The 22,419-nt window shown below is 52.2% G+C and carries 23 protein-coding genes; 14 read left to right on the top strand and 9 right to left on the bottom strand.

Going from position 1 to position 22,419, the window contains the following annotated elements:
* The first annotated feature begins 21 nt into the window (after positions 1–21).
* Positions 22–855 carry a 3-keto-5-aminohexanoate cleavage protein gene (locus B6A39_RS16870; protein ID WP_156886235.1) on the top strand — a complete coding sequence of 278 codons (834 nt, stop codon included), beginning with the start codon at positions 22–24 and terminating at the stop codon, positions 853–855.
* Between the two features lie 112 nt (positions 856–967).
* Here B6A39_RS16870 and B6A39_RS16865 read toward each other — a convergent pair whose 3' ends face one another.
* The 3 genes from B6A39_RS16865 to B6A39_RS16855 are packed head-to-tail and all read right to left on the bottom strand — an operon-like array spanning position 968 to position 3,975.
* Positions 968–2,269: an amidohydrolase gene (locus B6A39_RS16865; protein ID WP_083007474.1), complete on the bottom strand. Its 1,302-nt coding sequence runs from the start codon at positions 2,267–2,269 to the stop codon at positions 968–970.
* A 16-nt stretch (positions 2,270–2,285) separates the two neighbouring features.
* On the bottom strand, positions 2,286–3,770 hold the full coding sequence (locus tag B6A39_RS16860) for a sodium:solute symporter family protein (protein WP_083007473.1): 1,485 nt from the start codon (positions 3,768–3,770) through the stop codon (positions 2,286–2,288).
* The gene (locus tag B6A39_RS16855) at positions 3,763–3,975 is read right to left on the bottom strand and encodes a hypothetical protein (RefSeq protein ID WP_083007472.1); all 213 of its coding nucleotides are present in this window, start codon (positions 3,973–3,975) and stop codon (positions 3,763–3,765) included. Before B6A39_RS16855 ends, B6A39_RS16860 begins: the two co-directional genes overlap by 8 nt.
* A 198-nt stretch (positions 3,976–4,173) precedes the next feature.
* On the opposite strand from B6A39_RS16855, the gene B6A39_RS16850 reads away from it, so the two are divergent.
* Complete coding sequence (locus B6A39_RS16850) at positions 4,174–5,064, top strand: LysR family transcriptional regulator (protein WP_083007470.1); 891 nt, start codon at positions 4,174–4,176, stop codon at positions 5,062–5,064.
* 92 nt (positions 5,065–5,156) lie between these two features.
* Here B6A39_RS16850 and B6A39_RS19005 read toward each other — a convergent pair whose 3' ends face one another.
* The gene (locus B6A39_RS19005) at positions 5,157–5,333 is read right to left on the bottom strand and encodes a hypothetical protein (protein ID WP_198036733.1); all 177 of its coding nucleotides are present in this window, start codon (positions 5,331–5,333) and stop codon (positions 5,157–5,159) included.
* Positions 5,334–5,975: 642 nt separating this feature from the next.
* On the opposite strand from B6A39_RS19005, the gene B6A39_RS16845 reads away from it, so the two are divergent.
* The 8 genes from B6A39_RS16845 (at position 5,976) to B6A39_RS16810 (ending at position 13,652) form a co-directional block, all read left to right on the top strand.
* Complete coding sequence (locus tag B6A39_RS16845; RefSeq protein WP_083007469.1) at positions 5,976–7,094, top strand: muconate/chloromuconate family cycloisomerase; 1,119 nt, start codon at positions 5,976–5,978, stop codon at positions 7,092–7,094.
* 102 nt (positions 7,095–7,196) lie between these two features.
* Complete coding sequence (catC, locus tag B6A39_RS16840; RefSeq protein WP_083007467.1) at positions 7,197–7,487, top strand: muconolactone Delta-isomerase; 291 nt, start codon at positions 7,197–7,199, stop codon at positions 7,485–7,487.
* A gap of 66 nt (positions 7,488–7,553) precedes the next feature.
* The gene (catA, locus tag B6A39_RS16835; protein WP_083007466.1) at positions 7,554–8,528 is read left to right on the top strand and encodes a catechol 1,2-dioxygenase; all 975 of its coding nucleotides are present in this window, start codon (positions 7,554–7,556) and stop codon (positions 8,526–8,528) included.
* A 73-nt stretch (positions 8,529–8,601) separates the two neighbouring features.
* Entirely contained in the window at positions 8,602–9,969 is a 1,368-nt protein-coding gene (locus tag B6A39_RS16830; RefSeq protein ID WP_083007464.1) for a Rieske 2Fe-2S domain-containing protein, read from the top strand.
* A 44-nt stretch (positions 9,970–10,013) separates the two neighbouring features.
* A complete protein-coding gene (gene benB, locus B6A39_RS16825; RefSeq protein WP_083007463.1) occupies positions 10,014–10,502 on the top strand; it encodes a benzoate 1,2-dioxygenase small subunit in 489 nt (162 codons plus the stop codon).
* A 24-nt stretch (positions 10,503–10,526) separates the two neighbouring features.
* Positions 10,527–11,552 carry a benzoate 1,2-dioxygenase electron transfer component BenC gene (gene benC / locus B6A39_RS16820; RefSeq protein ID WP_083007461.1) on the top strand — a complete coding sequence of 342 codons (1,026 nt, stop codon included), beginning with the start codon at positions 10,527–10,529 and terminating at the stop codon, positions 11,550–11,552.
* Positions 11,549–12,349, top strand: a complete 801-nt coding sequence (gene benD / locus B6A39_RS16815) for a benzoate diol dehydrogenase BenD (RefSeq protein WP_083007459.1) — start codon at positions 11,549–11,551, stop codon at positions 12,347–12,349. Before benC ends, benD begins: the two co-directional genes overlap by 4 nt.
* A 58-nt stretch (positions 12,350–12,407) precedes the next feature.
* Positions 12,408–13,652, top strand: a complete 1,245-nt coding sequence (locus B6A39_RS16810; RefSeq protein ID WP_083007458.1) for a benzoate/H(+) symporter BenE family transporter — start codon at positions 12,408–12,410, stop codon at positions 13,650–13,652.
* Positions 13,653–13,805: 153 nt separating this feature from the next.
* Here B6A39_RS16810 and B6A39_RS16805 read toward each other — a convergent pair whose 3' ends face one another.
* Positions 13,806–14,708, bottom strand: a complete 903-nt coding sequence (locus B6A39_RS16805; RefSeq protein WP_083007456.1) for a LysR family transcriptional regulator — start codon at positions 14,706–14,708, stop codon at positions 13,806–13,808.
* A 274-nt stretch (positions 14,709–14,982) separates the two neighbouring features.
* On the opposite strand from B6A39_RS16805, the gene B6A39_RS16800 reads away from it, so the two are divergent.
* Positions 14,983–15,426, top strand: a complete 444-nt coding sequence (locus B6A39_RS16800; RefSeq protein ID WP_083007455.1) for a universal stress protein — start codon at positions 14,983–14,985, stop codon at positions 15,424–15,426.
* 274 nt (positions 15,427–15,700) lie between these two features.
* On the opposite strand, the gene B6A39_RS16795 is transcribed toward B6A39_RS16800, so the two are convergent.
* On the bottom strand, positions 15,701–16,462 hold the full coding sequence (locus B6A39_RS16795; protein ID WP_083007453.1) for a M48 family metalloprotease: 762 nt from the start codon (positions 16,460–16,462) through the stop codon (positions 15,701–15,703).
* Positions 16,463–16,685: 223 nt separating this feature from the next.
* Between B6A39_RS16795 and B6A39_RS16790 the strand changes: the two genes are divergently transcribed.
* Positions 16,686–17,960 carry an O-acetylhomoserine aminocarboxypropyltransferase/cysteine synthase family protein gene (locus tag B6A39_RS16790; protein WP_083007451.1) on the top strand — a complete coding sequence of 425 codons (1,275 nt, stop codon included), beginning with the start codon at positions 16,686–16,688 and terminating at the stop codon, positions 17,958–17,960.
* 96 nt (positions 17,961–18,056) lie between these two features.
* Here the strand turns inward: B6A39_RS16790 and B6A39_RS16785 are convergent, their stop codons facing one another.
* The 3 genes from B6A39_RS16785 to B6A39_RS16775 are packed head-to-tail and all read right to left on the bottom strand — an operon-like array spanning position 18,057 to position 21,444.
* Positions 18,057–19,118: a response regulator gene (locus B6A39_RS16785; protein WP_083007449.1), complete on the bottom strand. Its 1,062-nt coding sequence runs from the start codon at positions 19,116–19,118 to the stop codon at positions 18,057–18,059.
* Positions 19,118–20,917 (bottom strand): sensor histidine kinase, encoded by a 1,800-nt coding sequence (locus B6A39_RS16780; RefSeq protein WP_083007447.1) that lies wholly within the window; start codon positions 20,915–20,917, stop codon positions 19,118–19,120. The genes B6A39_RS16785 and B6A39_RS16780 overlap by 1 nt, the downstream gene beginning before the upstream one ends.
* Complete coding sequence (locus tag B6A39_RS16775) at positions 20,914–21,444, bottom strand: molybdopterin-dependent oxidoreductase (protein ID WP_198036732.1); 531 nt, start codon at positions 21,442–21,444, stop codon at positions 20,914–20,916. The genes B6A39_RS16780 and B6A39_RS16775 overlap by 4 nt, the downstream gene beginning before the upstream one ends.
* A 102-nt stretch (positions 21,445–21,546) precedes the next feature.
* Here B6A39_RS16775 and B6A39_RS18930 point away from each other — a divergent pair, with 102 nt between their 5' ends.
* Both B6A39_RS18930 and B6A39_RS16770 read left to right on the top strand, forming a co-directional pair.
* Positions 21,547–21,711: a hypothetical protein gene (locus B6A39_RS18930; protein ID WP_156886234.1), complete on the top strand. Its 165-nt coding sequence runs from the start codon at positions 21,547–21,549 to the stop codon at positions 21,709–21,711.
* A gap of 39 nt (positions 21,712–21,750) precedes the next feature.
* Entirely contained in the window at positions 21,751–22,398 is a 648-nt protein-coding gene (locus B6A39_RS16770; RefSeq protein WP_083007446.1) for a hypothetical protein, read from the top strand.
* Positions 22,399–22,419: the final 21 nt, after the last annotated feature.

Raw genomic sequence — 22,419 nt, 5'->3', positions numbered from 1 at the left:
CGATTCAGCAAGGAGGGGCTCATGTCTAACCCCTGTATTATCTGCGTCGCCATCACTGGCAGCTTGCCTCGTAAAGAGGATAACCCGGCAGTGCCCATCACCGTTGCAGAGCAGATTGAAAGCACTCAAGCAGCCTTTGAGGCTGGGGCGAGCATTGCCCACTGCCATGTGCGCAATGATGATCAAACGCCCTCCTCAGACCCTGAGAAGTTTGGCCGCCTAATGGAAGGGCTTAAGAAGCATTGCCCCGGTATGATTATTCAGCTTTCTACCGGTGGGCGCTCTGGCGCAGGAGAAGCCCGTGGTGGCATGCTGCCATTGGCGCCGGATATGGCCAGCCTCTCGGTGGGGTCGAATAACTTCCCCACGCGTGTCTATGAGAATCCACCACAGCTGGTGCAGTGGCTCGCTGACGAGATGCGCACCTACGCAGTTAAGCCTGAAATCGAGGCGTTCGATTTATCCCATATTCATCAGGCGGTGGCACTTGCAGAGCAAGGCAGCATCACGTCTCCGCTCTATGTTCAGTTTGTAATGGGGGTTAAAAACTCCATGCCAGCGGACAAGCCTACGTTTGATTTTTATATTGAAACGCTCAAACGCTTAGCACCGGATGCCCAGTGGTGTGGCGCAGGTATCGGTGCTAATCAATACGTGGTCAATGAGTGGGCGATTGCTGCCGGTGGGCATACCCGTACTGGCCTTGAAGACAATGTGCGTCTTGATCGCGATACGCTAGCACCCTCTAATGCAGCGTTGGTCGAACGTGCTGTCGCGTTGTGTGAAAAGTATCAGCGCCCGGTGGCCACTTGGCAGCAGGCGCGGCACATTCTTGGATTGAAACAATCGTATTAAAAAATCGTCTTAGCCGTTTGTCACCATCGTCAGTCGCGGTAGCGGCACTGCCACTACCGCGACGACGTTTGGGAAAATAGCGCTAGGATAACTAGCTCTAAGATAACTAGCTCTAGGATAAATAGGCCAGCGCGCCGGTTGTCATCGCTTCAATGCCGGTGCGTAGCGTTACGTCATTGCCAGGAAAGTAGTAGGGGGAGTGTGGCATCTCAAGGTGGCGCATTTTCTGTGAGACATCTTCGCCTGGCGTGTTGGCCCAGCGTTCCGCAGGCGTCGCACCGATAAACCAATAAACATAGGGAATATCATCGCCGCTAAAGCCGCCTGCTTGTGCGTTGCCGAGCAGTGGGAAATCCTCACTGCCGTTAAGGCGTGGCATAGCGTAGAGATTAGCATCACCAAAATGCGCGGTGTGAGCGTGGCGCACATGCTCAACGGCCATCGGGTCGTTATGCAGAGCGATGGTCTCGTTGAGCACTTGGAAGGTTGGCGGTTTAGGCGTGCGTCCTGCCTCACACTCAGCGCGTATAATACGCTCAATAGATGCCACTACCTGACGGTGCAGTGCGTTATCAAAGCTTCTAATATTGATCTCAAGCTCAGCAATGTGCGGAATGATATTGGCCTGAGTGCCTGCATGGAGCTTGCCAACGGTGACCACCACGGTTTCTTCCGGTGGCACTTCTCGGGAGACAATGCTCTGTAGGCGGGTAACGACATGGGCAGAAATCACCACAGGATCTACCGTTTGAGCGGGCATGGAACCATGTCCGCCCGCGCCGTGAATAGTAACCGCTAAGTTGGTACACGCCGCCATGGCGCTACCCGAGATATGGCCAACGGTGCCTGCAAGGGCCGGCATGTTGTGCTGGCCAAGAATGATATCTGGCCGGGGGAAGCGCGTATAAAGCCCATCTTCAAGCATCGCTTTAGCGCCACCAAAAATTTCCTCGGCGGGCTGGCAAATTAGCATCAACGTACCTGACCAGTGTTCTTTCAGGCCTGCCATTACAGCGGCTGTGCCGACAATGCAGCTGCTGTGCAGATCGTGTCCGCAAGCATGCATTAGCGGTACGTCTGCGCCATTTTCCGTAATGGCGGTGACCTGGCTGGCAAACGCCAGCCCAGTTTCTTCTTTAATAGGTAGCGCGTCCATATCACCGCGCAGCATGACCGTTGGGCCTTCACCATTCGTTAGCAGTGCCACAACGCCAGTACCGCCAACGTTGCGAGTTACGTGATAGCCAAGGCGTTCCAGGGACTCTGCGAGCCGCGCACTGGTGTTATGCTCCTGGAAAGGCAGTTCAGGATGTTGGTGCAACTGCCGATACAGCGTTTTCACATCCTCTATGATTGCTGCTAGCTGGGCATGGATAGCGCTTTTTAATGTAAAACAGTCGAGCTGAGTGGACATGCTGTTCTCCAGGCACTTAGTGGGCATTGGTAGACGTTGTTGAAGCACTAGGTTGAGCGGCAATTGCCGGCGGCATAGCAGGTTTAATGAGCCACTGGCATACCCCAACCACAACGATGTTGAGCAGCATTGCCCAAACGCCCGCGTGCCAATTGAGGGGGGAACTCCACACAAAGTCCATGAGCAGGTAAGCAATACTGCCCACAAGCGCGCCTGCCATAACGCTGTTGCGTCTTAGCTTTGGTAGAAACAGTGCGCCAATCACCATGGGGAAGAGCTGCACGATAAGGCCATAGGCACCCAACAAGAGCAGCACCAGCGATGAAGGGTTGACGAGGGCGCATAGGTAAGCAATTAGCGATAGGCCAAGCACGCTCCAACGGGTAGCGCTGACCATCGCCTTCTCGCTAGCCCCTTTCATTATGGTTGGGCCGACCACATCGCGTACTAACACTACTGCGGCGGTGTGCGCCAAGTTGGAACCGGTCGACATGGCTGCGGCCAGCGCGCCAGAAAGCATCAGGCCGATCACCCAGGGAGAGAAATTGGCCACGTCCATCACCATGCGCAGCAGGACTGTATCGGAGCGCACTAAAGGAGAGTCGGCAAAGGCCAGAATGCCCGCAAAGCCGATAAATAGCAGCGGCACCAATAAATAGGCGTAAAGCGGGTAGAAAACGCTAACCTTGCGCAGCGTTCTGCCACTGTCAGCAGAGTAGAACTTCATAAATAGATGCGGCCACATGGCACCGCCAAACGCGCTGACCAATACAGCGGTGCTGAAGTAACCCCAATTCATGCCGGTAGCGCCTGGCATCGTCAGATATTCAGGCATGGTCAACTGGATTTGGCTGAACATTTCGCCTACGCCGCCGTATAGACGTTCTGAGATGCTAAGCCCCAAGAACCAGGCAATCGCGATCATCATGATGCCCTGGATCAGGTTGGTCCAACCAATACCATTTAGGCCGCTGCAAAAAACATAGGTAGCGACGACCACAAAGGCGAGGAGTGCGCCAAGCCAGAATGGGATCAGGCCGTCGGTTGCTGCCTGAAACAGTAACCCAGCACCGGCAATCTGAATCGTCAGGTAGGGCACCAGGGCCAATACACCAATCACCCCGGCTAGCAAGCCAAGCGATTTGCTTTGGTAGTGATCGGCAATCATATCGCCCTGGGTGAGATAGCCGCGTTCGCGACCCAGCTTCGCCACACGTGGCCCCATGGCCCAAATGGTGATTGGCACCAGCGACAGGTAGGCAAGAATATAGAAGCCAGGAGCGCCATGTTGGTAAGCCCAGCCCGGTGCGCCAAGAAACGCAAAGGCTGAAAAAATTTCCGCCCCCAAAATGAAGAACAGTATGACCACACCAACGTGGCGGCCACCGGCCACATAACCTTCCAAACTCGAATTTTGTTGACCCCGAGCACGCAGCCCTACCCAAAGAACCAGGGCAAGATAGGTGAGGGTGATGCCAACCACAATTAGTGAATCATTCATGACGGTTACCTCCGTGGCGAATCACGAAGGCAATCCACATGCCGATAAACAGCACCAGCATCCATAAAATGTACCAGAAGAACAAAAAAGGCAGCCCTAGTACGATGGGTTCGATGCGGTTGGCGATTAATGCGCCAGGCCAAATCATTGCTAGGGTGCACAGGGTAAAGTGCAGCCCGGTGAGAAGGTGGTAGGTTTTGTTCATGGGAGATCCTGCTCGTCATACGAGTCTTGTTATGGATTGTCCCTTCACTATGAAATAAGCAGACCAATACCAGAAATATAGATTTTAGATGTTAGCTATATCATATTGATATGGCCTTTAAGGTGGCTATTGAAGAAAAGCAAAGACAGGCAGTTGTTGCCTAAAAATTAAGAGTTTAAACGAGGTCTAAGTGCGCCGATGGAGTTTCGTCAACTGGAGTACTTTATCGCGGTGGTAGAAACTGGGTCGATATCGGCGGCTAGTCGACGCGTGCATATCGCCCAACCGGCGTTAACGCGGCAGATGCGCCTGTTAGAAGAGAGCGTTGGTACACAGCTGCTAGATCGCCACGCCCGCGGTATTCACCTAACCGTAGCGGGCAAAGCGCTGTATGGCGATGCCACGCGATTACTTGATGAGCGCTCGGATATTAAAGCGCGGCTATTAGCATTGGGGAGTGGGCAAACCGGCAAGCTGAGTCTTGGGGTGACCGTCACACACCTATGGTTGCCGGAAGTTGCCAAGCTAATGGGCGGTTATCGGGAATGCTACCCAAAGGTGGCGTTGGATGTCTTTCCGCTGCTTTCTGGGCCGCAGCTGGAGAAGCTGCAGCAGGGCAGCCTCGATGTCGGTATTCTCTATCTTGATGATGACATGCCGTCAGGTATTGATGCGCAGCTATTGCAGCACGATCATCTGGTTCTTGCGGTACCCGCCTCATCATCATGGGCAGAGTCGCCGCCAGCAAGCTTAGCCGAGCTTTCTGAAGAGGAGTTTGTATGGGGTTACCGCAGTATTTCACCAGTTTATTTCGACCGTGTAGTCGCGCACTTTTCACGCCTAAATTTTGAGCCTCTTGTGGTGCAGTATGGGGCTGATAACCTGACCATTCTCAGTATGGTGGCCGCAGGGCTGGGATTGGCAATTGTTCCTGCCGCCAGTTGTTGTCACCCGATGTCTGGCATCGTTTTTATTGAGTTAGAGGAACTATCATCCTGTGACATGCCGCTATGGCTTGCATGGCGTTCGGGAGAAGAGCCTCCCGTACTCAAGAATTTTATCGATTTAGCAACAACGCTGTTTATATAAACATTTCTTATATAAAAATTGCCTATATAAACAGTTGGCGGGCCAAAAGGCCCGCCAACTGTTTACGTTCAGTGAATAATGAACCCCTCCACTTACTTCGAATTTCTAATCGGTAACTCAGAGGCAGTGAACGTCGTGGCATCTGTTTGATGTTGCGCTGACGAGTCAGGGTAAGCGATTTGATTGTCTTCACCAGAGCCGCGTTCGGCAAGTGCTGCACCAGAGAATAGAATTAGGGCGGTGGCTGCTACTGTATTGATTAACTTCATAACTTTTAACCTCACGTTAAATAAAGCGTCTCTAAATTTGCGATGACTATTCATCGCTATTGGACGACGAGAGATATTGTAAGCAGGCTAACATAATAATAAAATTGATTAAAAGTACATAGACCATTCTACTATTTAGAACGGTTTGAGAGGAGAGAGTAGCAAGGGAAAGAAGGTGAACTAGAGAAATGGAGAAGCGGAGAAGTAGAAAATGGGTAACTCCCAACGTTCTCGAGGACTGCCTACCATTATGCTTTTGTCGCAAAACAACCGGCTGACATCAGACAACAGAAGAGACAGGTTACAGCGTACTGATGACAGCAGCCGGCGTGACTGGCGTTAGTAATAGGATTGTCAAAGGCCAAACACCGACAACGGTGCAGTGCAACGCTGCGCCGTTTTTTATTTTGGCAGGGTTAGCTCGGCGGCACGGTGATAACGCATTGAAAAACGTCTATCTCTGTGGCGCTTTATCACACGCATAGGGCGAGACAGACAGCGTTGAGCAGCACAAAAAGGCGCATTTAGCCGTCTGGTAGCAATACCTTCTCGGTATGGCAAGGCACTCAAACAATATTGGTTTTAACAACTGGCGGCCACCAAACTGCCCCTAGTTAAACAACGCCAGACGCTGGAGCTGCCATGTCAACCGTCATCCAACACATTGAGACGCTGTTAGTCGATTTGCCGACGATCCGTCCGCATAAGCTCTCAATGACCACTATGGCCTGCCAAACCATGGTGATTGTGCGCATGCGCCACTCTGATGGTATTGAGGGCATTGGTGAAGGCACCACTATTGGTGGCTTGGCCTACGGCCCAGAAAGTCCAGAAAGCATTAAGCGCAATATCGATACCTATTTGGCGCCGCTTCTTATCGGCCAGCCATCTAGCAATATCCACCAGCTGCGCTCCCGCCTGAACCGCCATGCACGCGGCAACATGATTGCTAAGTCAGCGTTGGAAACGGCACTCATGGATGCACAAGGCAAGCGCTTGGGCTTAAGTGTTGCTGAATTGCTTGGCGGTGCTCGGCAAGAACATTTGCCTGTGCTTTGGACACTTGCCAGCGGCGATACCGTTAAGGATATCGATGAAGCGCAGCTGCGTTTAGAGCAGCGACGACACTGCGATTTTAAATTGAAAATTGGTGCTAATTCACTCGCCCAAGACGTAGGTCATGTCGCTGCTATTAAGCAAGCATTAGGTAATCGCGCCAGCGTACGCGTTGACGTGAACCAAGCGTGGGACGAATCCACCGCAGTGCGCGGTATCCAGGCGCTGCAGGATGCCGGGATCGAGTTAATTGAGCAGCCTATTCCTGCCCGAGAGCATGCAGGGCTTATTCGTTTAGCGAACCGTTTCAATGTACCGATGTTGGCGGATGAAGCCGTGCAAGATGCCCGCGACGGTCTCGATCTTGTGAGCGGCGGTTTCAGCGGTGCCTTCGCATTAAAGATTGCCAAATCCGGCGGAATCCACGGCGTTTTGGAGTTGGCGCATGTGGCACAAGCCGCGGGCGTGGGCTTATACGGCGGCACCCTGCTAGAGGGCACCATTGGAACGGCTGCTTCGTTACACGCATGGGCCACGCTGCCAGAAATGGTGTGGGGCACTGAAATGTTCGGGCCGCTGCTGCTTAAAGACGACATTGTCGTTAAGCCACTTAACTACACCGAGTTTGGGGTGACGTTGACCCAAGGACCAGGGTTGGGCATCACCTTGGATGAAGAGAAATTGGCTTACTACTCACGTCAGTAACCCGATTAAAGCCACGCAACTATCCGTCGCAACTACACGCCGCATAAGTAAAAATTTGCCAGTCGATGTTGGCATCTGCGCGCGGCTGAAGAGGAGAAATTTATGCTGTTTCAGGTAGAGATGACCGTCAAGCTGCCGACCGATATGCCAGCAGAGCAGGCAGCGGATATTAAGGCCACTGAAAAGGCGTATGCCCAAAATCTACAGCGCCAAGGCAAATGGCGTCACCTGTGGCGGGTGGCGGGTAGCTACTCGAATATCAGCATTTTTGATGTGGAAGACAACGCTGAGCTGCAAGAACTGATCAGCAATTTGCCGCTGTTTCCTTATATGGAAATTAACGTCAAACCGCTGTGTCGTCACCCCTCTTCCGTACATGAAGACGACCGCTGATTACCCAAGTAATACGCCAGTTCTTATTGATAAAACAATAGCCTATAACAAACTGAGGATGTCACCATGACCGTGAAGATTTTTGACACACCAGACGTACAAAGCTTTTTAAAGACCATTGCTGGTGTCGACCAAACGGGTGGCAATGATCGCGCCAAACAGATTGTTCATCGCTTGGTGTCCGATCTGTTCAAGCTGATTGACGATTTCAACGTCACTGAAGAAGAGTACTGGGCTGCTGTCAATCTGCTTAACGCCTTAGGCCACCAAACGCAATTTGGTTTGCTATCACCTGGGTTAGGTTTTGACCACTTCCTTGATATGCGCCAAGACGCCATCGACGCTGAAGCCAAGCGAACTGGTGGCACGCCGCGCACTATAGAAGGGCCGCTTTACGTGGCTGGCGCTCCGGAAGAAGAAGGTTTTGCGCGCATGGACGACGGCCAGGATAAAGATGGTGAGACCATGTGGTTAACCGGCCAGGTACGTGATGTCGACGGCCAGCCAGTCAAGGGGGCTAAGGTCGAAATCTGGCACGCTAACTCCAAGGGCGGCTACTCCTTCTTTGATGAGACGCAGAGTCAGTACAACCTGCGCCGCACCATCTATACCGACACACAAGGACGTTATGCCGCGCGTAGCATTATCCCTTCTGGCTATGGCGTGCCCGAAGGCGCACCGACGGATATCGTGTTGAAGTCGCTCGGCCGTCATGGTGAGCGTCCTGCTCATATCCATTACTTTGTCTCTGCACCAGGCCATCAGCACCTGACTACTCAGATCAATCTCGCTGGTGATCCCTACACCTTTGATGACTTCGCTTTCGCCACGCGTGAAGAGCTAGTGGTTCCCGCGAACAAGATCGACGATAAAAACGCCATCGCCCAGCGCGAGCTGGACGGCCCGTTCTCAGAAGTTGTGTTCGACATTGAGCTCCACAAGACCGACGCCGCCGAGCTGCAAACACGGCACGCCCGCCCACGCGCTAAAGAAAACGACGCTGATCAAGCCAGTCAGTTGGCCGGTACCGCCAAGGTATAGCCCCCATCCTGATGAACGCGGGCCAGCCTTTAGGCCCGCTGCGATAAGACTGATAACGACCAGGAGAGAGATCATGACCACGAAACTTGATCAGCTCGAAGCCCGCGTGCGCGGTGCTGTACAAGACGAACCAGAGAAAGGTGTTTTTCGCTGCCATCGCAGCATGTTTACTGACCCTGAGTTCTTTGAACTTGAGCTAAAGCATATCTTTGAAGGCAACTGGCTGTTCTTGGCCCACGAAAGTCAAATCGCTGATCCGGGCGACTACATGACCGTGACCATGGGCCGCCAGCCGGTAATAATCACTCGCGACAAACAGGGCGAGTTACATGGGGTGATTAATGCCTGTGCTCACCGTGGCGCGACGCTATGTCGCCGCAAGCGCGGTAATAAAGGCACCTTTACCTGTCCGTTCCATGGTTGGACGTTCAAGAACGACGGCAAGTTACTGAAAGCTAAAAATGAGAAAGTCGGTGCCTACCCCGATTCTTTCAAAGAAGATGGTTCACATGATCTGAAGCGGCTGCCACGTTTTGAAAACTACAAAGGCTTCCTGTTCGGCAGTTTGAGTGCGGATGTTCAGCCCCTTGAGCAGCACCTGGGCGAAACCACCAAGGTTATCGATAATATCGTAGATCAAGCACCGGAAGGTTTGGAAATTCTACGTGGCACGTCCTCTTACACCTACTCAGGCAACTGGAAACTCCAGGCTGAAAACGGTGCTGATGGCTACCACGTCAGCTCAGTGCACTGGAACTATGCCTCCACCATGGAGCGTCGTAACTACGATGCTGGCGGTACCAAAGCGGTTGACGCTGATGGCTGGTCTAAGAGTAAAGGCGGTTTTTACTCTTACGAAAATGGCCACATGATGCTGTGGACACGTCTGCTTAACCCTGAAGTGCGTCCGGTCTATCAGCAAAAAGAGCGGATCCGGGAGCAACTGGGGGACGCTAGAGCCGATTCAATCGTGAATCAAACGCGCAATCTTTGTCTCTACCCTAACGCCTACTTGATGGATCAATTCTCCACGCAAATTCGCGTGTTGCGTCCTATTGATGTGAACAAAACAGAAGTCACTATTTACTGCTTTGCGCCTAAGGGTGAGTCGGCTGAAAACCGCGCCGTGCGCATCCGCCAGTATGAAGACTTCTTTAATGTCTCTGGTATGGGCACTCCGGATGATCTTGAAGAGTTCCGCGCTTGCCAAGAAGGCTACAACGGTGCGTTAGCGGAATGGAATGACCTCTCTCGCGGCGCTAAACAGTGGATCGAAGGGGCTGACGAAAATGCCCAAGCAATCGATATGAAACCTCTGCTGAGTGGCGCTTCTCCCGAAGATGAAGGCCTCTATGTGTTGCACCACAAACACTGGGTCGAGGAAATGTTGCGCGCGATCGATAAAGAGCGCAGCCAGTTCATCGCTACCGCATCCGCCTAAGCGTTTAAACACCTAGGCGCCGAGTGACCAGGGGAGAAACCACTATGAGCATTACCTATTACGACATTCAATCCTTCCTGTACCGCGAAGCCCGTTTATTGGACGACCGCGAGTGGGACGAATGGCTGGCTTGCTACCACCAAGACGTTGAGTTTTGGATGCCCGCTTGGGATGACGACGATCAACTGACCCGTGACCCGCACAGTGAAATTTCACTGATCTACTACGCCAATCGCGAAGGGTTGGAAGACCGGGTTTATCGGATTAAGACCGAGCGCAGCGGTGCAAGCACACCGGAGCCACGCACCACCCACCAAATTAGCAACCTCGAAGTACTCTCCCAAGAGGGCGATAAGGTTGAGCTGCGCTTTAACTGGCACACGCTTAGCCACCGTTACAAGCAGTCAGACAGCTTTTTCGGAGCGTCATTTTATACCCTGGATGTCTCGGGCGAGACACCGCTAATCACAAGAAAAGTCGTTCAACTGAACAACGACTATATCCAGCAGGTCATCGACGTTTACCACATTTGACCTGATGCGGGAGGAGTTTCAATCATGAGCTATACCATTGCCCTCAACTTTGAAGACGGGGTGACCCGTTTTATTGGCTGTAAAGAAGGGGAAACCGTTCTTGACGCCGCTTATCGGCAAAAAGTTAACCTGCCGATGGACTGCTCTGATGGCGTCTGTGGCACTTGCAAAGGTCACTGCGAGCAGGGCGAATTCGACATGGGCGACGAGTACCTAGAGGAAGCACTTTCAGACGAGGAAGTGGCTGAAGGACAGGTGCTGACATGCCAAATGGTGCCTTCTACGGACTGCGTTATTCAAGTGCCAGTAGCCTCGACGCTATGTAAAACCCAGGTAGGCAACGTTGAGGGTACAGTCGCAGCAGTCGAAATGCTCTCTGAAGATAGCATTGAACTTATCGTTGATCTGGATGGCTCAGACGGGCTGACGTTCCTGCCCGGTCAATATGTTCATATTGATGTACCGGGCACCGAGGTGCATCGCTCCTACTCGTTTAGCTCATTGCCTGGCGGTAAACGGGCGGCTTTCCTTATTCGCAATATTCCTAACGGGGTGATGAGCGGTTATTTAACCGAACGGGCAGCCGTAGGAGACCGACTTATGCTGACCGGCCCACTGGGTAGTTTCTATCTGCGCGAGGTGTCCCGTCCGGTGCTGATGTTGGCAGGTGGCACTGGGTTAGCGCCGTTTTTATCGATGCTGGCACAGTTGATAGATAAAAACTGCGACACACCAATCCACATGATCTATGGCGTCAATAAAGATGATCACCTAGTTAAAACCGATGCGCTCGATGCTTTTAAGGAAGCGTTGCCGAATTTTAGCTACTCAACGGTCGTGGTTGACGACGCCAGCGAGCATCCGCGGAAGGGGTATGTGACGCACCACATGGATGCGGGCGTCCTGCATGATGGTGATATCGATGTCTACCTTTGCGGTCCGCCTCCCATGGTGGATGCGGTGCTTAAACATTTTGATGCTGAAGGCATTACGCCGCAGAGCTTCCACTACGAGAAGTTCACCCCGAATCAAGTGGGAGAGCGCGCATGAGTAGCCAGCGTCTTAACCGATTACGCTTTCAAGATCGCGTCATGGTGATCACCGGCGCAGCTCAGGGAATAGGGCGGCGCCTTGCTGAGCGAGCCGCTGTGGAAGGTGCGCGGTTAGTCTTGGTAGACCGCGCTAACCTTATCCACGAGGTTGTTGATCAGCTAAGCGGGCAGGGGCATCAGGTTATTGGTGTGCAAACGGACCTAGAGACATGGGCGGGTGCCGAGCAAACAATGCAGGTAGCGGGTGATCAGTTCGGTCGTATTGATATCTTAATCAATAACGTGGGCGGTGCGATTAATTTTAAGCCGTTCACTGAATTTACTGATGGGGAAATTGCCGCCGAAATCAACCGCTCGCTAATGCCTACGCTATGGTGCTGCCGTGCGGCGCTGCCAGCGATGGTTGAGCAGGGCGGCGGCGTGATTGTTAATGTCTCCTCCGCCGCCACCCGTGGCATACACCGCATCCCCTATTCGGCGGCGAAAGGCGGTGTTAACGCGATGACCGCTTCGCTGGCATTTGAGTACGCCGAGCATGGCATTCGCGTTGTTGCGACAGCACCTGGCGGCACTGAAGCGCCGCCACGGCGTATTTCACGGGGCACACCAGAACCGTCCAACGATACAGAAAAGGCTTGGTTTCAAGCACACATTGACCAAACCAAGCAGAGTTGCCTAATGGGGCGTTATGGCACGTTAGATGAAATGACCGCCCCTATTTTGTTCCTTGCTTCTGACGACGCCAGCTACATCACTGGCAGCGTATTACCCGTTGCAGGCGGTGATCTCGGGTAACCCATCTATCGCTATAGTCACTTCAACGCTAATCATAACAATACCCTGGAGTTACACCGTGAAACATATAGAGAAAGGCGTTAGCCTCAGGCACGCGCCTCGTGATTTCCTGCGTGATCTTAATGTTGATAATGCCAGCACTGGTTTGGTAGCCGGTATTTTAGGCCTTAGCGTTGGCGTCGTTCATATCAGTGCGGGCACTGCCGCTGGGCTAGACTCTTCGTTCATTATGATCTGGGTGATCAGCTACCTGATGATCAACGGCCTTTTTGGTTTGTTTATGCCCGCTTACTATCGGCTGCCAATACCGATGGCCAACTCCATCCCGGGGGCGCTAATGTTTGCTGCGGTCATTCCGGTGGTTGGGTTAGAGGCGGCATTAGGCGCTAGCCTGATTGCTGGAGCCATCGCCTTGGTTGCAGGCCTAACGGGTGTGATGGGGATTGTGATGCGCTTGATTCCCATGCCCATCGTGATGGGTATGGTGGCAGGCATGCTGCTGAGCTTTGGACTCAATATGGTACGCCCGCTGGAAAACGCGATCGTGCCCGCCTCGATTATGCTTCTGGCTTTTTTCATTTCCGCACGGCTGTTCCGCAAAGTTCCCCCACTGATTGTTGCCATGCTCGCAGGTATTCTTTACCTGATAGCGACAGGCGTTGACCTATCAGGCATCGAAGCGACGATCCGTTTTCCGGAGTTTATTGTTCCCCAGTTCACCCTAAATGCTTTTCTTACTTACGGCCTGCCACTGGCAATTATTCTGGTAGGGATGGAAACCCCGGCGGGCGTAGGCTTGGTGAAAGGGATGGGCTACAAAGAGGTGCCTGCCAATGGCATTACCGCCGTGGGCGGCTTTGGCACCATGGTGTCGGCGTTTTTTAACCTGCATAGCACTTGCATTGCCGCGCCGATGACCGGAATCTGCTCGTCTCCTGAAGCAGGTACCCATGACAAGCGCTGGGTGGCGGCGGTAGTTGCCGGCGCCATCTTTGTGGTGGCAGCACCTTTTTACGGCTATGTCGTTAGCCTGTTGGAGGCCACGCCACGCTACTTTATCGCTATTATTGCCGGGCTTGCGCTGATGCGCGTGATCACCTCCTCAATGTCGATTGCCTTTGCCGGTAAAAAACATGAAATAGGGGCGTTGTTTGCCTTTCTGATAGCAGCGTCCGGCCTGCAAATTCTGGGGATTGGTGCCACGTTCTGGGCGCTGGTGTTAGGTGTCATTGTTTCAGCTGTTTTTGAAACAAAAGACTTCGAGTTTATCTTCGCTCGCAACGTGTTGGAAAAGACAGGCTAAAGCTCGGTCACTTCTTGTTTGTTGTTCCTTTTTAGCCTTTTTTGCTCGATATTCTCCTTGTCCCGTTATTGCTTTCGCAAAGCGGGATTTTTTTGCATTTGGGCATGCAGTTTGCGATTCAATGTACCTCTTTAGTTGATTAGGTTTAGTCAATTAGGGGTAACGCCCTGAGCGACGATTGTCCACCAGCACCTTTAGAATTGCGTTTGCCTCTTCCATGATGGGTGATGGTTTGTCGCCCCCTCGGCGGCTACATACAACGGGGATCGTGATGGTTTTATCGGCAAGCGTTACGTAAGAAACACCTTCACGTTGAACCCGTTTAACCTGTTCAGGCACTAACGTAATACCAATCCCCGAGGCTACGAGGCTCAGCGCCGTTTGCAGCTCATTGGCTTCTTGCACGACATCGATTTTTAACCGCTGACGACGAAATATACCCAGCACCACATCAGCCATACTAGGGCGAGGCTTTGCAGGAAAAATAATCAGTGGGTAGCGAGCCAACTCTTCACAGGTAGGCGACGAGCCTTCTAAAGGGTGGCCCGTTGGGAGTGCTGCTATTAAAGGCTCGTTAAACAGGATCTCTTGCTCAACATCAGGATCATCAATGCGTAGCCTTCCAAAGCCAATATCAATGCGCCCTGCTTTAAGTGCTTGTATTTGCTGAATTGTTGTCATTTCTGAAAGTGATAGCTCGATATTATCTCGCTTTCGTAGATCACGAACCAGCATCGGGAGCTGCCCGTAAAACACAGAAGGAACAAAACCTACGCCGAAAAGAGTCCGTTGGCTGCGCGCCATCCGCCTCGTGGCGTCAATAGTAACTTCCACTTTTTCTAATATTTGCAGTGCATGTTGCTGAAAAAAAATACCGGCGGGGGTTAAGCGTAATCCACGGGAACTGCGTTTAAAAAGCTCAGTGCCGACTTCTTGCTCTAGCTGTTTAATTTGGCGAGATAAAGGAGGCTGCGACATGTGCAGGCGTTCCGCGGCACAGGTGAGGTTCAGCTCTTCAGCGACGACGCAGAAGTAGCGTAAGTGACGCAGTTCCATAATACCTCCTGGGTATGGACAGTAACTTAATCAATAGTCGTTTTATTGTGGTTTGACTAGCAAAATGAGACAGAGATTTAAAATGGTGACTAGCAATAGGTTGTGTCGTTATATCCTATACAGTGAGATGAGCACTGCATAAATAGAGCATTTTAGTGTGTGTGGTTATCTGAATATGATACCACATGATGTATTGACGCCCTTCAAAGCATTGCATTGTCGGCATTTATCCAAGACTTTTGTCTATTTATAAAAATTAATGGAGTATTACGTCGTGTTTGATTCAATTTTGGTGCCGGTTGATGGTTCTGAACATGCTAAGCAAGCCATTAAAATTGCATGCCGTCTACTCAATAAAGGAGCGTCAAAGGTGTGTTTGCTACATGTTCCTGAAGTCCTTGGTTATAAAACGACAATGGTGTGGGGCTTAGGGGGTGTAAACCCTGAGTCGACCCTGGAAGAGCTTGAAAAAGCGGGAGAAAAGTTGTTAGAAAAAGCCGCCGAATTTGCCACTCAAGCGGGTGCTTATCAGGTGGAGCGAAAGCTGGTTAGCGGAGATCCCACCAGCGTGATTTTAGAGGAGGCAAATGTTAGTAGGGTTGATGCTATCGTAATGGGAAGTCGAGGTCTTAGCAATCTGGGGAGCGTGATGGTTGGAAGTGTTTCACACAACGTGAGTCATGCCGCAAAGTGTCCCGTTATTACGGTTAGAAATTAATATCCTGCTTTCCGTTTAATAATGCCAGTGCTTATTTTTAAAGATGCGCAATTTATAATATTAACTACTTTATACGCCATTATTAGTAGGCTATTAATCATTAATGTTTCGTTATGAATGTTGGTGCTGGTTCTACACTACGTAACCAAGGTGAGGGCACCAGCTGCCATCGGCAATGACGAACGCCGTTGCCAAGTAAGACCGAGAGGCGCTGACTTGGCAAGGCAATGAAGTAGAGAACGGTGAAGTAATGCGGTGAAGTAGTACGCTGCGCTTAGTTTAGCGTAGCTTCAAGGCGCTCTGCCCGTTCACCCGGAGCGGGGTGGCTGGAGAAAAAGCTGCTGTTGTTGCCGTATTCTGCTTCCAATTTGCGTAGCGCAGACACAGAGGCTTCTGCATTCAGGTTGTATTGCTGCATCAACTCAACAGCGTAGTCATCAGCTTCATTTTCCTGACGTTGGGAAAACTGAGCATTCACCAGCTTTTCGCCCAGCTCACCAAGTTCAGAACTTGAAAGTGCCGCAGCAGTAGCACTCCCGCTGGCAGCGGCGGCTTCACGCGCAGCCGATGCTGCGTAAGCAACCTGGAAAGCACGCTTGGAGTGTCCCAGCGCCACGTGGCCAATCTCATGAGCGATAACGTAACGTACTTCATCGTCTGTCATTGCGTCCATTAGGCCGGTATGCAGCCGAATAGAACCGTTGGGTACCGCAAAAGCGTTGATGTCATCCAACTGATAGACATTGTACTCAAGGTCGTGTCCGTCGATATTTTCCCAGCCCTGGGTCAGATTTGCCAGCCGCTCGGCATATTGACTGTCGCTGGCGACAAGCTGGTTGTCGGCATCAAGCTGGGCAATTGTCTGGTCGCCTAGTTGTTGCATCTGTTCGTCACTCATAGTGGCAGCGCCCGCTAAGCCGGTGCCAGCAGAGATCATGCCGCCTATATCTGCACCTGATTGACAGCCGCTGAGGGTGAGTACGGCAGCTAAACCTAAGGTGTAGGATGTTTTACGTGCTAGGGGCGTTGTTTGCATCGCCAGTTCCTTTGTCGATAGATATGAATAAATGATAGAAGTCGTGAGTCTAACATGACGCTTATTTAAACAGGTTAATTATACTGTAGTTCAAATAGGTGGCTCTATACGCTAACAAGGTGTAGGGGTGAACAAGTGCTAACGCGACTAAACGACGTTGGCCTTCAGAGTGTCGCTTGTTTAGGATCAAGGGTGATCCTTCATCAACTAGCGAGCCATTCTTATGAAGCCTGAAACGATAGCCCTCCACCATGGTTATGCGCCTGATTCACAAAACGCTGTTGCCGTGCCGATCCATCAGACCACGTCGTTTTCATTTGATAACGCCCAGCACGCGGCGGACTTGTTCGATCTGAAAGTGGAAGGAAATATTTACTCGCGCATTATGAACCCAACCTGCTCCGTGCTGGAGCAACGGGTGGCCGCGCTAGAAGGCGGCATTGCGGGGTTGGCGGTGGCGTCTGGCATGGCCGCGATTACCTATGCGATCCAAACTATCGCTGAAGCAGGCGATAATATCGTTTCGATTAGCGAGCTGTATGGCGGCACTTACAACTTGTTTGCCCACACCTTGCCACGCCAAGGCATTCAAGTCAGGTTTGCCGATAAAGATGATATCGACGGCATCGAAGCGTTAATTGATGAGCGTACCAAAGCGGTGTTTTGCGAGAGCATCGGTAATCCATCCGGTGGCGTGGTAGATCTGCAAAAACTGGCTGATGCAGCGCACCGTCATGGGGTGCCAGTGATTGTTGATAACACCACTGCAACGCCGTTTTTATGTCGGCCGATTGAGCACGGAGCGGATATTGTCGTTCACTCGGCCACGAAATATATCGGTGGCCACGGCACTACGGTGGGCGGCGTGATTGTTGATTCAGGCACATTCCCCTGGGCGGAAAATGCCAGCCGCTTCCCGCTGCTTAACGAGCCAGATATCTCCTATCATGGCGTTAGCTATACCCGCGATGTGGGCGACGCCGCCTTTATTGCCCGTGCTCGCGTGGTACCGCTACGCAACATGGGCGCGGCGCTTTCTGCCCAAGCGGCCTGGAACCTGCTTCAGGGGCTGGAAACGCTGTCGCTGCGCATCGAACGTATTTGTGCCAATGCGTTAGCCGTTGCCAAGCATTTGGAAAACCATCCACTGGTCACTTGGGTGCACTATGCAGGCTTGGAAAGCCATCCTGACCATGCGTTAGCCGAGCGCTATATGAATGGCCATGCGTCGGGAATTCTAAGCTTTGGCATTGAGGGCGGCCAGGCCGCCGGTGAGCGCTTCTACGATGCCCTGTCGCTGATTCTGCGTTTAGTTAATATCGGCGATGCCAAGAGCTGCTCTTCGATTCCAGCGTCTACCACCCACCGCCAGTTAAATGAGCAGGAGTTAAAGGCCGCAGGCGTTACACCGGATATGGTGCGCTTATCGATTGGCATTGAGCATATCGACGACCTACTAGCAGATATTAATCAAGCGCTAACGGCTTCTCAAGGGTAGAACACCTCTGCCTCAGATGCTGTTCGCATTTTCTCTAACGCTAGGTGCTGAGGTGCCTAGCGTTATGACGTTTGCATTAGTTCTGATACGTTGGCATTAGCTCTGAATAGATAGACTCATTGAGCCAGCCAGAATTACCGCGATCAATTCCGCCTGCCGCCGAGTGTCGGTTTTTTGGAACAGGTTGCGTAAGTGGAAGGCCACCGTTGTCGCGGAAACGCCCAACAGCTCGGCAATATCTTCCTTGCGTTGCCCCTCGGCCAAGTGTGTGGCGATAGTCGCTTCGGTGGGGGTGAATCCGAATAGCTCGGCAAGCAGTGGTGCTGGTAGTTGGACGCGTTGATTCGGGTCAATCAGCATGACAGCTACCGCTGGGCTATTAGCGTTTGCTGCACCGTTGGCAAGTGAACAGATAAATAGCATCAGGTCACTGTGTCCCCCCAAGCGGGAAAGGCGTAGACAGTCAGTGCTTTCAGCACTAAGCCGATTGGCGACTAAGCTTCTTCGCACGGCTTGATATAGCTGTTGGCTGGACGTGTCGCTAATGCCTTCCAGGCTAGGAACGCCCCTTAATGGCGGCTTGTCGAGGTTTAGCCTTAAGGCCGCTCGGTTGGTCAACAGTGGCTGGCCGAGGTTATCCAACAGCACCACACCGGCGGCCATCAGGTCGAGTGCGCTCTTGGCTGCGGCAAAGGCGTGTTCACTGATTTCACTACGTAAATGGTGGATACCTTGGCGCAAATGGTCGAGTTCTTGTGTGCTTTTGGCCCGCATACGGCTTACCTGACGCAGGCGCGCTTCTAGCGTGGCCAATAGCAGGTCGTAGTCAATTGGTTTAACGAGATAATCGTCGGCACCCAGGCGCTTGCCTTCGATAATGTCAACGCGGTCTGAAAGTGCGGTCAGGAAGATAAACGGTGTGTCCGCAAGCTCTGGAAAGCCATTGCGCACCTGCTCTAGTAAGGCATAGCCGTTTAGGCGCGGCATGGTGATATCGCACAGAATCACATCTGGCATCGACTTCAAGTGTGCCAGCGCCTCCTCTCCATCGCTGGCTTCCACTACGCGGTAGCCCGCCTCGCGCAGCTCGTCGCATAAATCTCGGCGCAATTCTTGATGATCTTCAGCACATAGCACTAAAGGCGGGCGTTCATTCATTATGTTGATTCCTTACCACCCGCCTGCGTTTGAGTGGCGTGTTGGCCTGCTTGAGGGGCTTGGGGCAGGATGAGCTGGAAGGTAGTTGCTTCAGGAGTTGAGCTGAGCAATACCAGCTCACCGTGCTGAAGTTGGGCCAGCGTGCGGGCAATGTTGAGTCCTAGCCCAAGTCCCTGCTGGCCGGCGCTGTTAGCACCGCGATAGAAACGTTCAAAGAGATGCAACTGCTCGACGTCGGGTATGACATCCCCCTGATTACTGATGCGACAGTAAGCCCAGTGTGCATCATGTGATAGCTCGACAGTGATAGGGCTTCCCTGACGAGAATATTTGCGGGCGTTGGTCAGCAGGTTATCAATAATGTGCTCGGTTAGTGCTTTATCGCAGCTTATCTGCAACGTTTTCAATTCTGGCGGAATCACCACGTTAATGAGCAGCCGAGTATTGCCGGGCACTTCCTGATGTAAGAGGCACGCCTTTCTGACCAGTTTAATCATGTCGTGGGGCTGCTGATGGCTGCTTACCTGCCCCGCGTCTAGCTGTGCGGTCAGCAGCGAGGCATCAACCAGTTCAGTCATATGAGCGACGGTATCGCGCAGACGCTGATAGCGGTCAGCCCGCTCTTCTGCCGAGTAGCCCGAGTGGCGGCGCATCATGCGCTGCAGGCCTGAATCAATTACCGCCAGTGAGGTGCGGAACTGGTGGGACACCATGGCGGCGAAGCTACGGTAGAAATCACTTATGCCCCGCTCACGCTCTAGGGCATTTTCCAAGGCAATAGCCGTTTTTTTATAAGGGGTAATGTCAGCAAGGCGCATGACGTGCCCGCCAGCCTGCGTTCTGCGCAACGTCAACTGTCTCCACTCGCCGCCAGCAAGTTCAATATCGCATTGTGCGCTGGCTTGGTGAAGGGGGAGTACTGCCGACGTGCTAACGCAGGTTTGGCAGAGTTTCGTTACAACATCATGCAAGGGAGTGCCGGGTGAGAAGATGCATTGTGTCTCGGGAAGTAGCTGTGCTAAACGCGCATTGATTAACTGTAGTTGCCCGGTGGCATCAAAAGCCGCGAAGCCATCAGGCGCTGTATTAATTGAATCTGCCAGCCTGCGACGTTGATCTTCTAGATCCTGAGTGCGAGCGCTGACGAGGTCTTCCAGATGATCAAGGTGCTGGGTAAGCGCTTCTTGTGCCTGTCGGCGTTTGTTAAGCGCCCATAGCAATAAAAGGGCTAACAGTAGGCCAGTGACCAGTATGCCCACGGCTGAATAAATTACCTGCATTAGGCTATCGCGATAGTCGTCCAGCCGCTCACCAGTGACTTCCCACTCTTCCATCATGATCGCATTTGCCATGCGGTTTAATGTGGCCAGCAGCGGCTGAATGTTGCGGTACATGTCATCCGAGGTTAGTTCGCCCAGCAAGAACTGTGTCATCAACCTATCAATCTGCGCTAACTGCTCAAGGGTGTTATCCAGTAGCGGTTCAAACCCTAAGGCTTGAATATAACGACGCTGAGGGCCTTGATCCATTAGGGCTAGACGGCTGAAGAGCACATCAAGGTGTTGTTCTGGCTGAGCATCAGTGTGCCCCATGGCATGGCGATGTGCCGCTTCCTGTAGACGATGGCTTGCTAATTGGGCTTGGGTGATGACCCACAGCATGTTCTCATCAACGTTGCTGCGCATATCTTTCTCGACCTCGGAAAGACGCAGCAGAGAGAAAAATAAAAGAATGATGAACAGGCCAATGGCTACTAGCGGCAACCAGTAAATACGTGCACGAGAAGGAAGGCGGATCATTCCACGGTTAGCCCGGTAAGTTGCCACACCCAGCGGTAGTCGTAGCGAATATCTTGCAGCTCTGTGTGATCGCTGCGGGGGTAAACAATCCAAAGCGGCCCTTTATCACGTGGCGTTAGCGCCTCGCCATCCATATGAGTCGCTACCAACACATCGTATTGATAAAAGTCGTCGAGCGGGATAGCAACGATGTAGTTATTCAGTGCTGTAGCAATGACCTGTTCACCGTCGGCTCCTACCCATTCCAATAGGTCACGCAGTAAAAATCCTTCAAAGTGATTAACGCCATCGGTGACAGACGTCTCAGTGACCAAGGTATGAGTTTCTAGGGAGGTAAGCATTTGTGCATCAAACTGCGCACTATCGCCCGCATTGGTGTGACTGATGCTGCCATCGATCACCAGAATGATAGGTTCCGAAGGCTCTAGTAATGAGCGTTCACCGCGTTGTGCAGCGCTATCCGCAAGCAATTGGGTGGAAAAACCAGCGGTGGCAAACAAGCTAAACAAAAGGTGAACTAATGGCATGTCATTGTTCGCTATTGCTTGATTGAGAGTGCGAGGTAGATATCCGCCTGATGAAATCACTCTAGCAAAGTGTTTCTCTGGATAACATCCCGTTATCACAACATGTTGACTACTAGCTATCTGTTCACCAATACCTATCTGTTCACCAATACCTATCCGTTTAAACGGGGCAGCACAGTGAAGCATGGCTTATCGTTAGGTAACACTTCAAGTTTGTCGATGCTGTCAGCGCGAGCAGCGATACAGGCGCTTTCCCACCGAGTGTGATCGAAATAACTAACAAAACCTATCAAAGAGGGAACTGTCATGGAGTTGAATAACATCTTGTCGACTCATCGTCTCAAGGCGGCGGTAGTGGCTAGCGTATTACTTTTTCCTGCCGCACAAAGCGTATTAGCGGATGAGGTCGTTGAACAGATCGAGCTAGGTCTGGAGCTCTATCAAGAGCAAGAGTACGGCGCGGCAATTACCGAGTTGGAATTTGCCATTGAAGACATGCGCAAGATGATGTCAGGCCTGATTGCCCAAACGTTCCCTGATGCACCCGATGGTTGGACGGCGCATGAAGCGTCCTCCGGTAGCGCAGGTGGTGGAGCCGCCGCCATGTTTGGTGCTGGTGGTACGTCGCTTGAGCGCTCCTATCAACAAGATGACGGCGATGGTCAGATGACCGCTAGCATGATGCTTGATAGCCCGCTGATACAAAGCATGGGGGCAATGTTTAACAATCCGGCAATGATCGCCGCGCAGCCTAATATGGAGCGTGTTCGTTTGGGTCGTGAAGCAGCAGTGGTGAAGTGGGAGCCTGAACGCTCCCGTGCAGAAGTGACGCTATTACTCGATGGTCGAATTATGATGCAGGTGAAGGGTGAAAACCTGGAATCCCAGGATGTCGCTGTCGACCTAATGCGTGACTGGGATCTTGCTGCTGTGCGTGAGCAAAGTGCTCGTTAACGACGCCGTGCTGAACGATTG

This window comes from Halomonas sp. GT (genome assembly GCF_002082565.1).
In the GTDB taxonomy this organism is placed as follows: Bacteria; Pseudomonadota; Gammaproteobacteria; order Pseudomonadales; family Halomonadaceae; genus Vreelandella.
The sequence above is the reverse complement of the archived record's forward strand: the minus strand, read 5'-3'. Positions and strand labels throughout refer to the sequence as shown.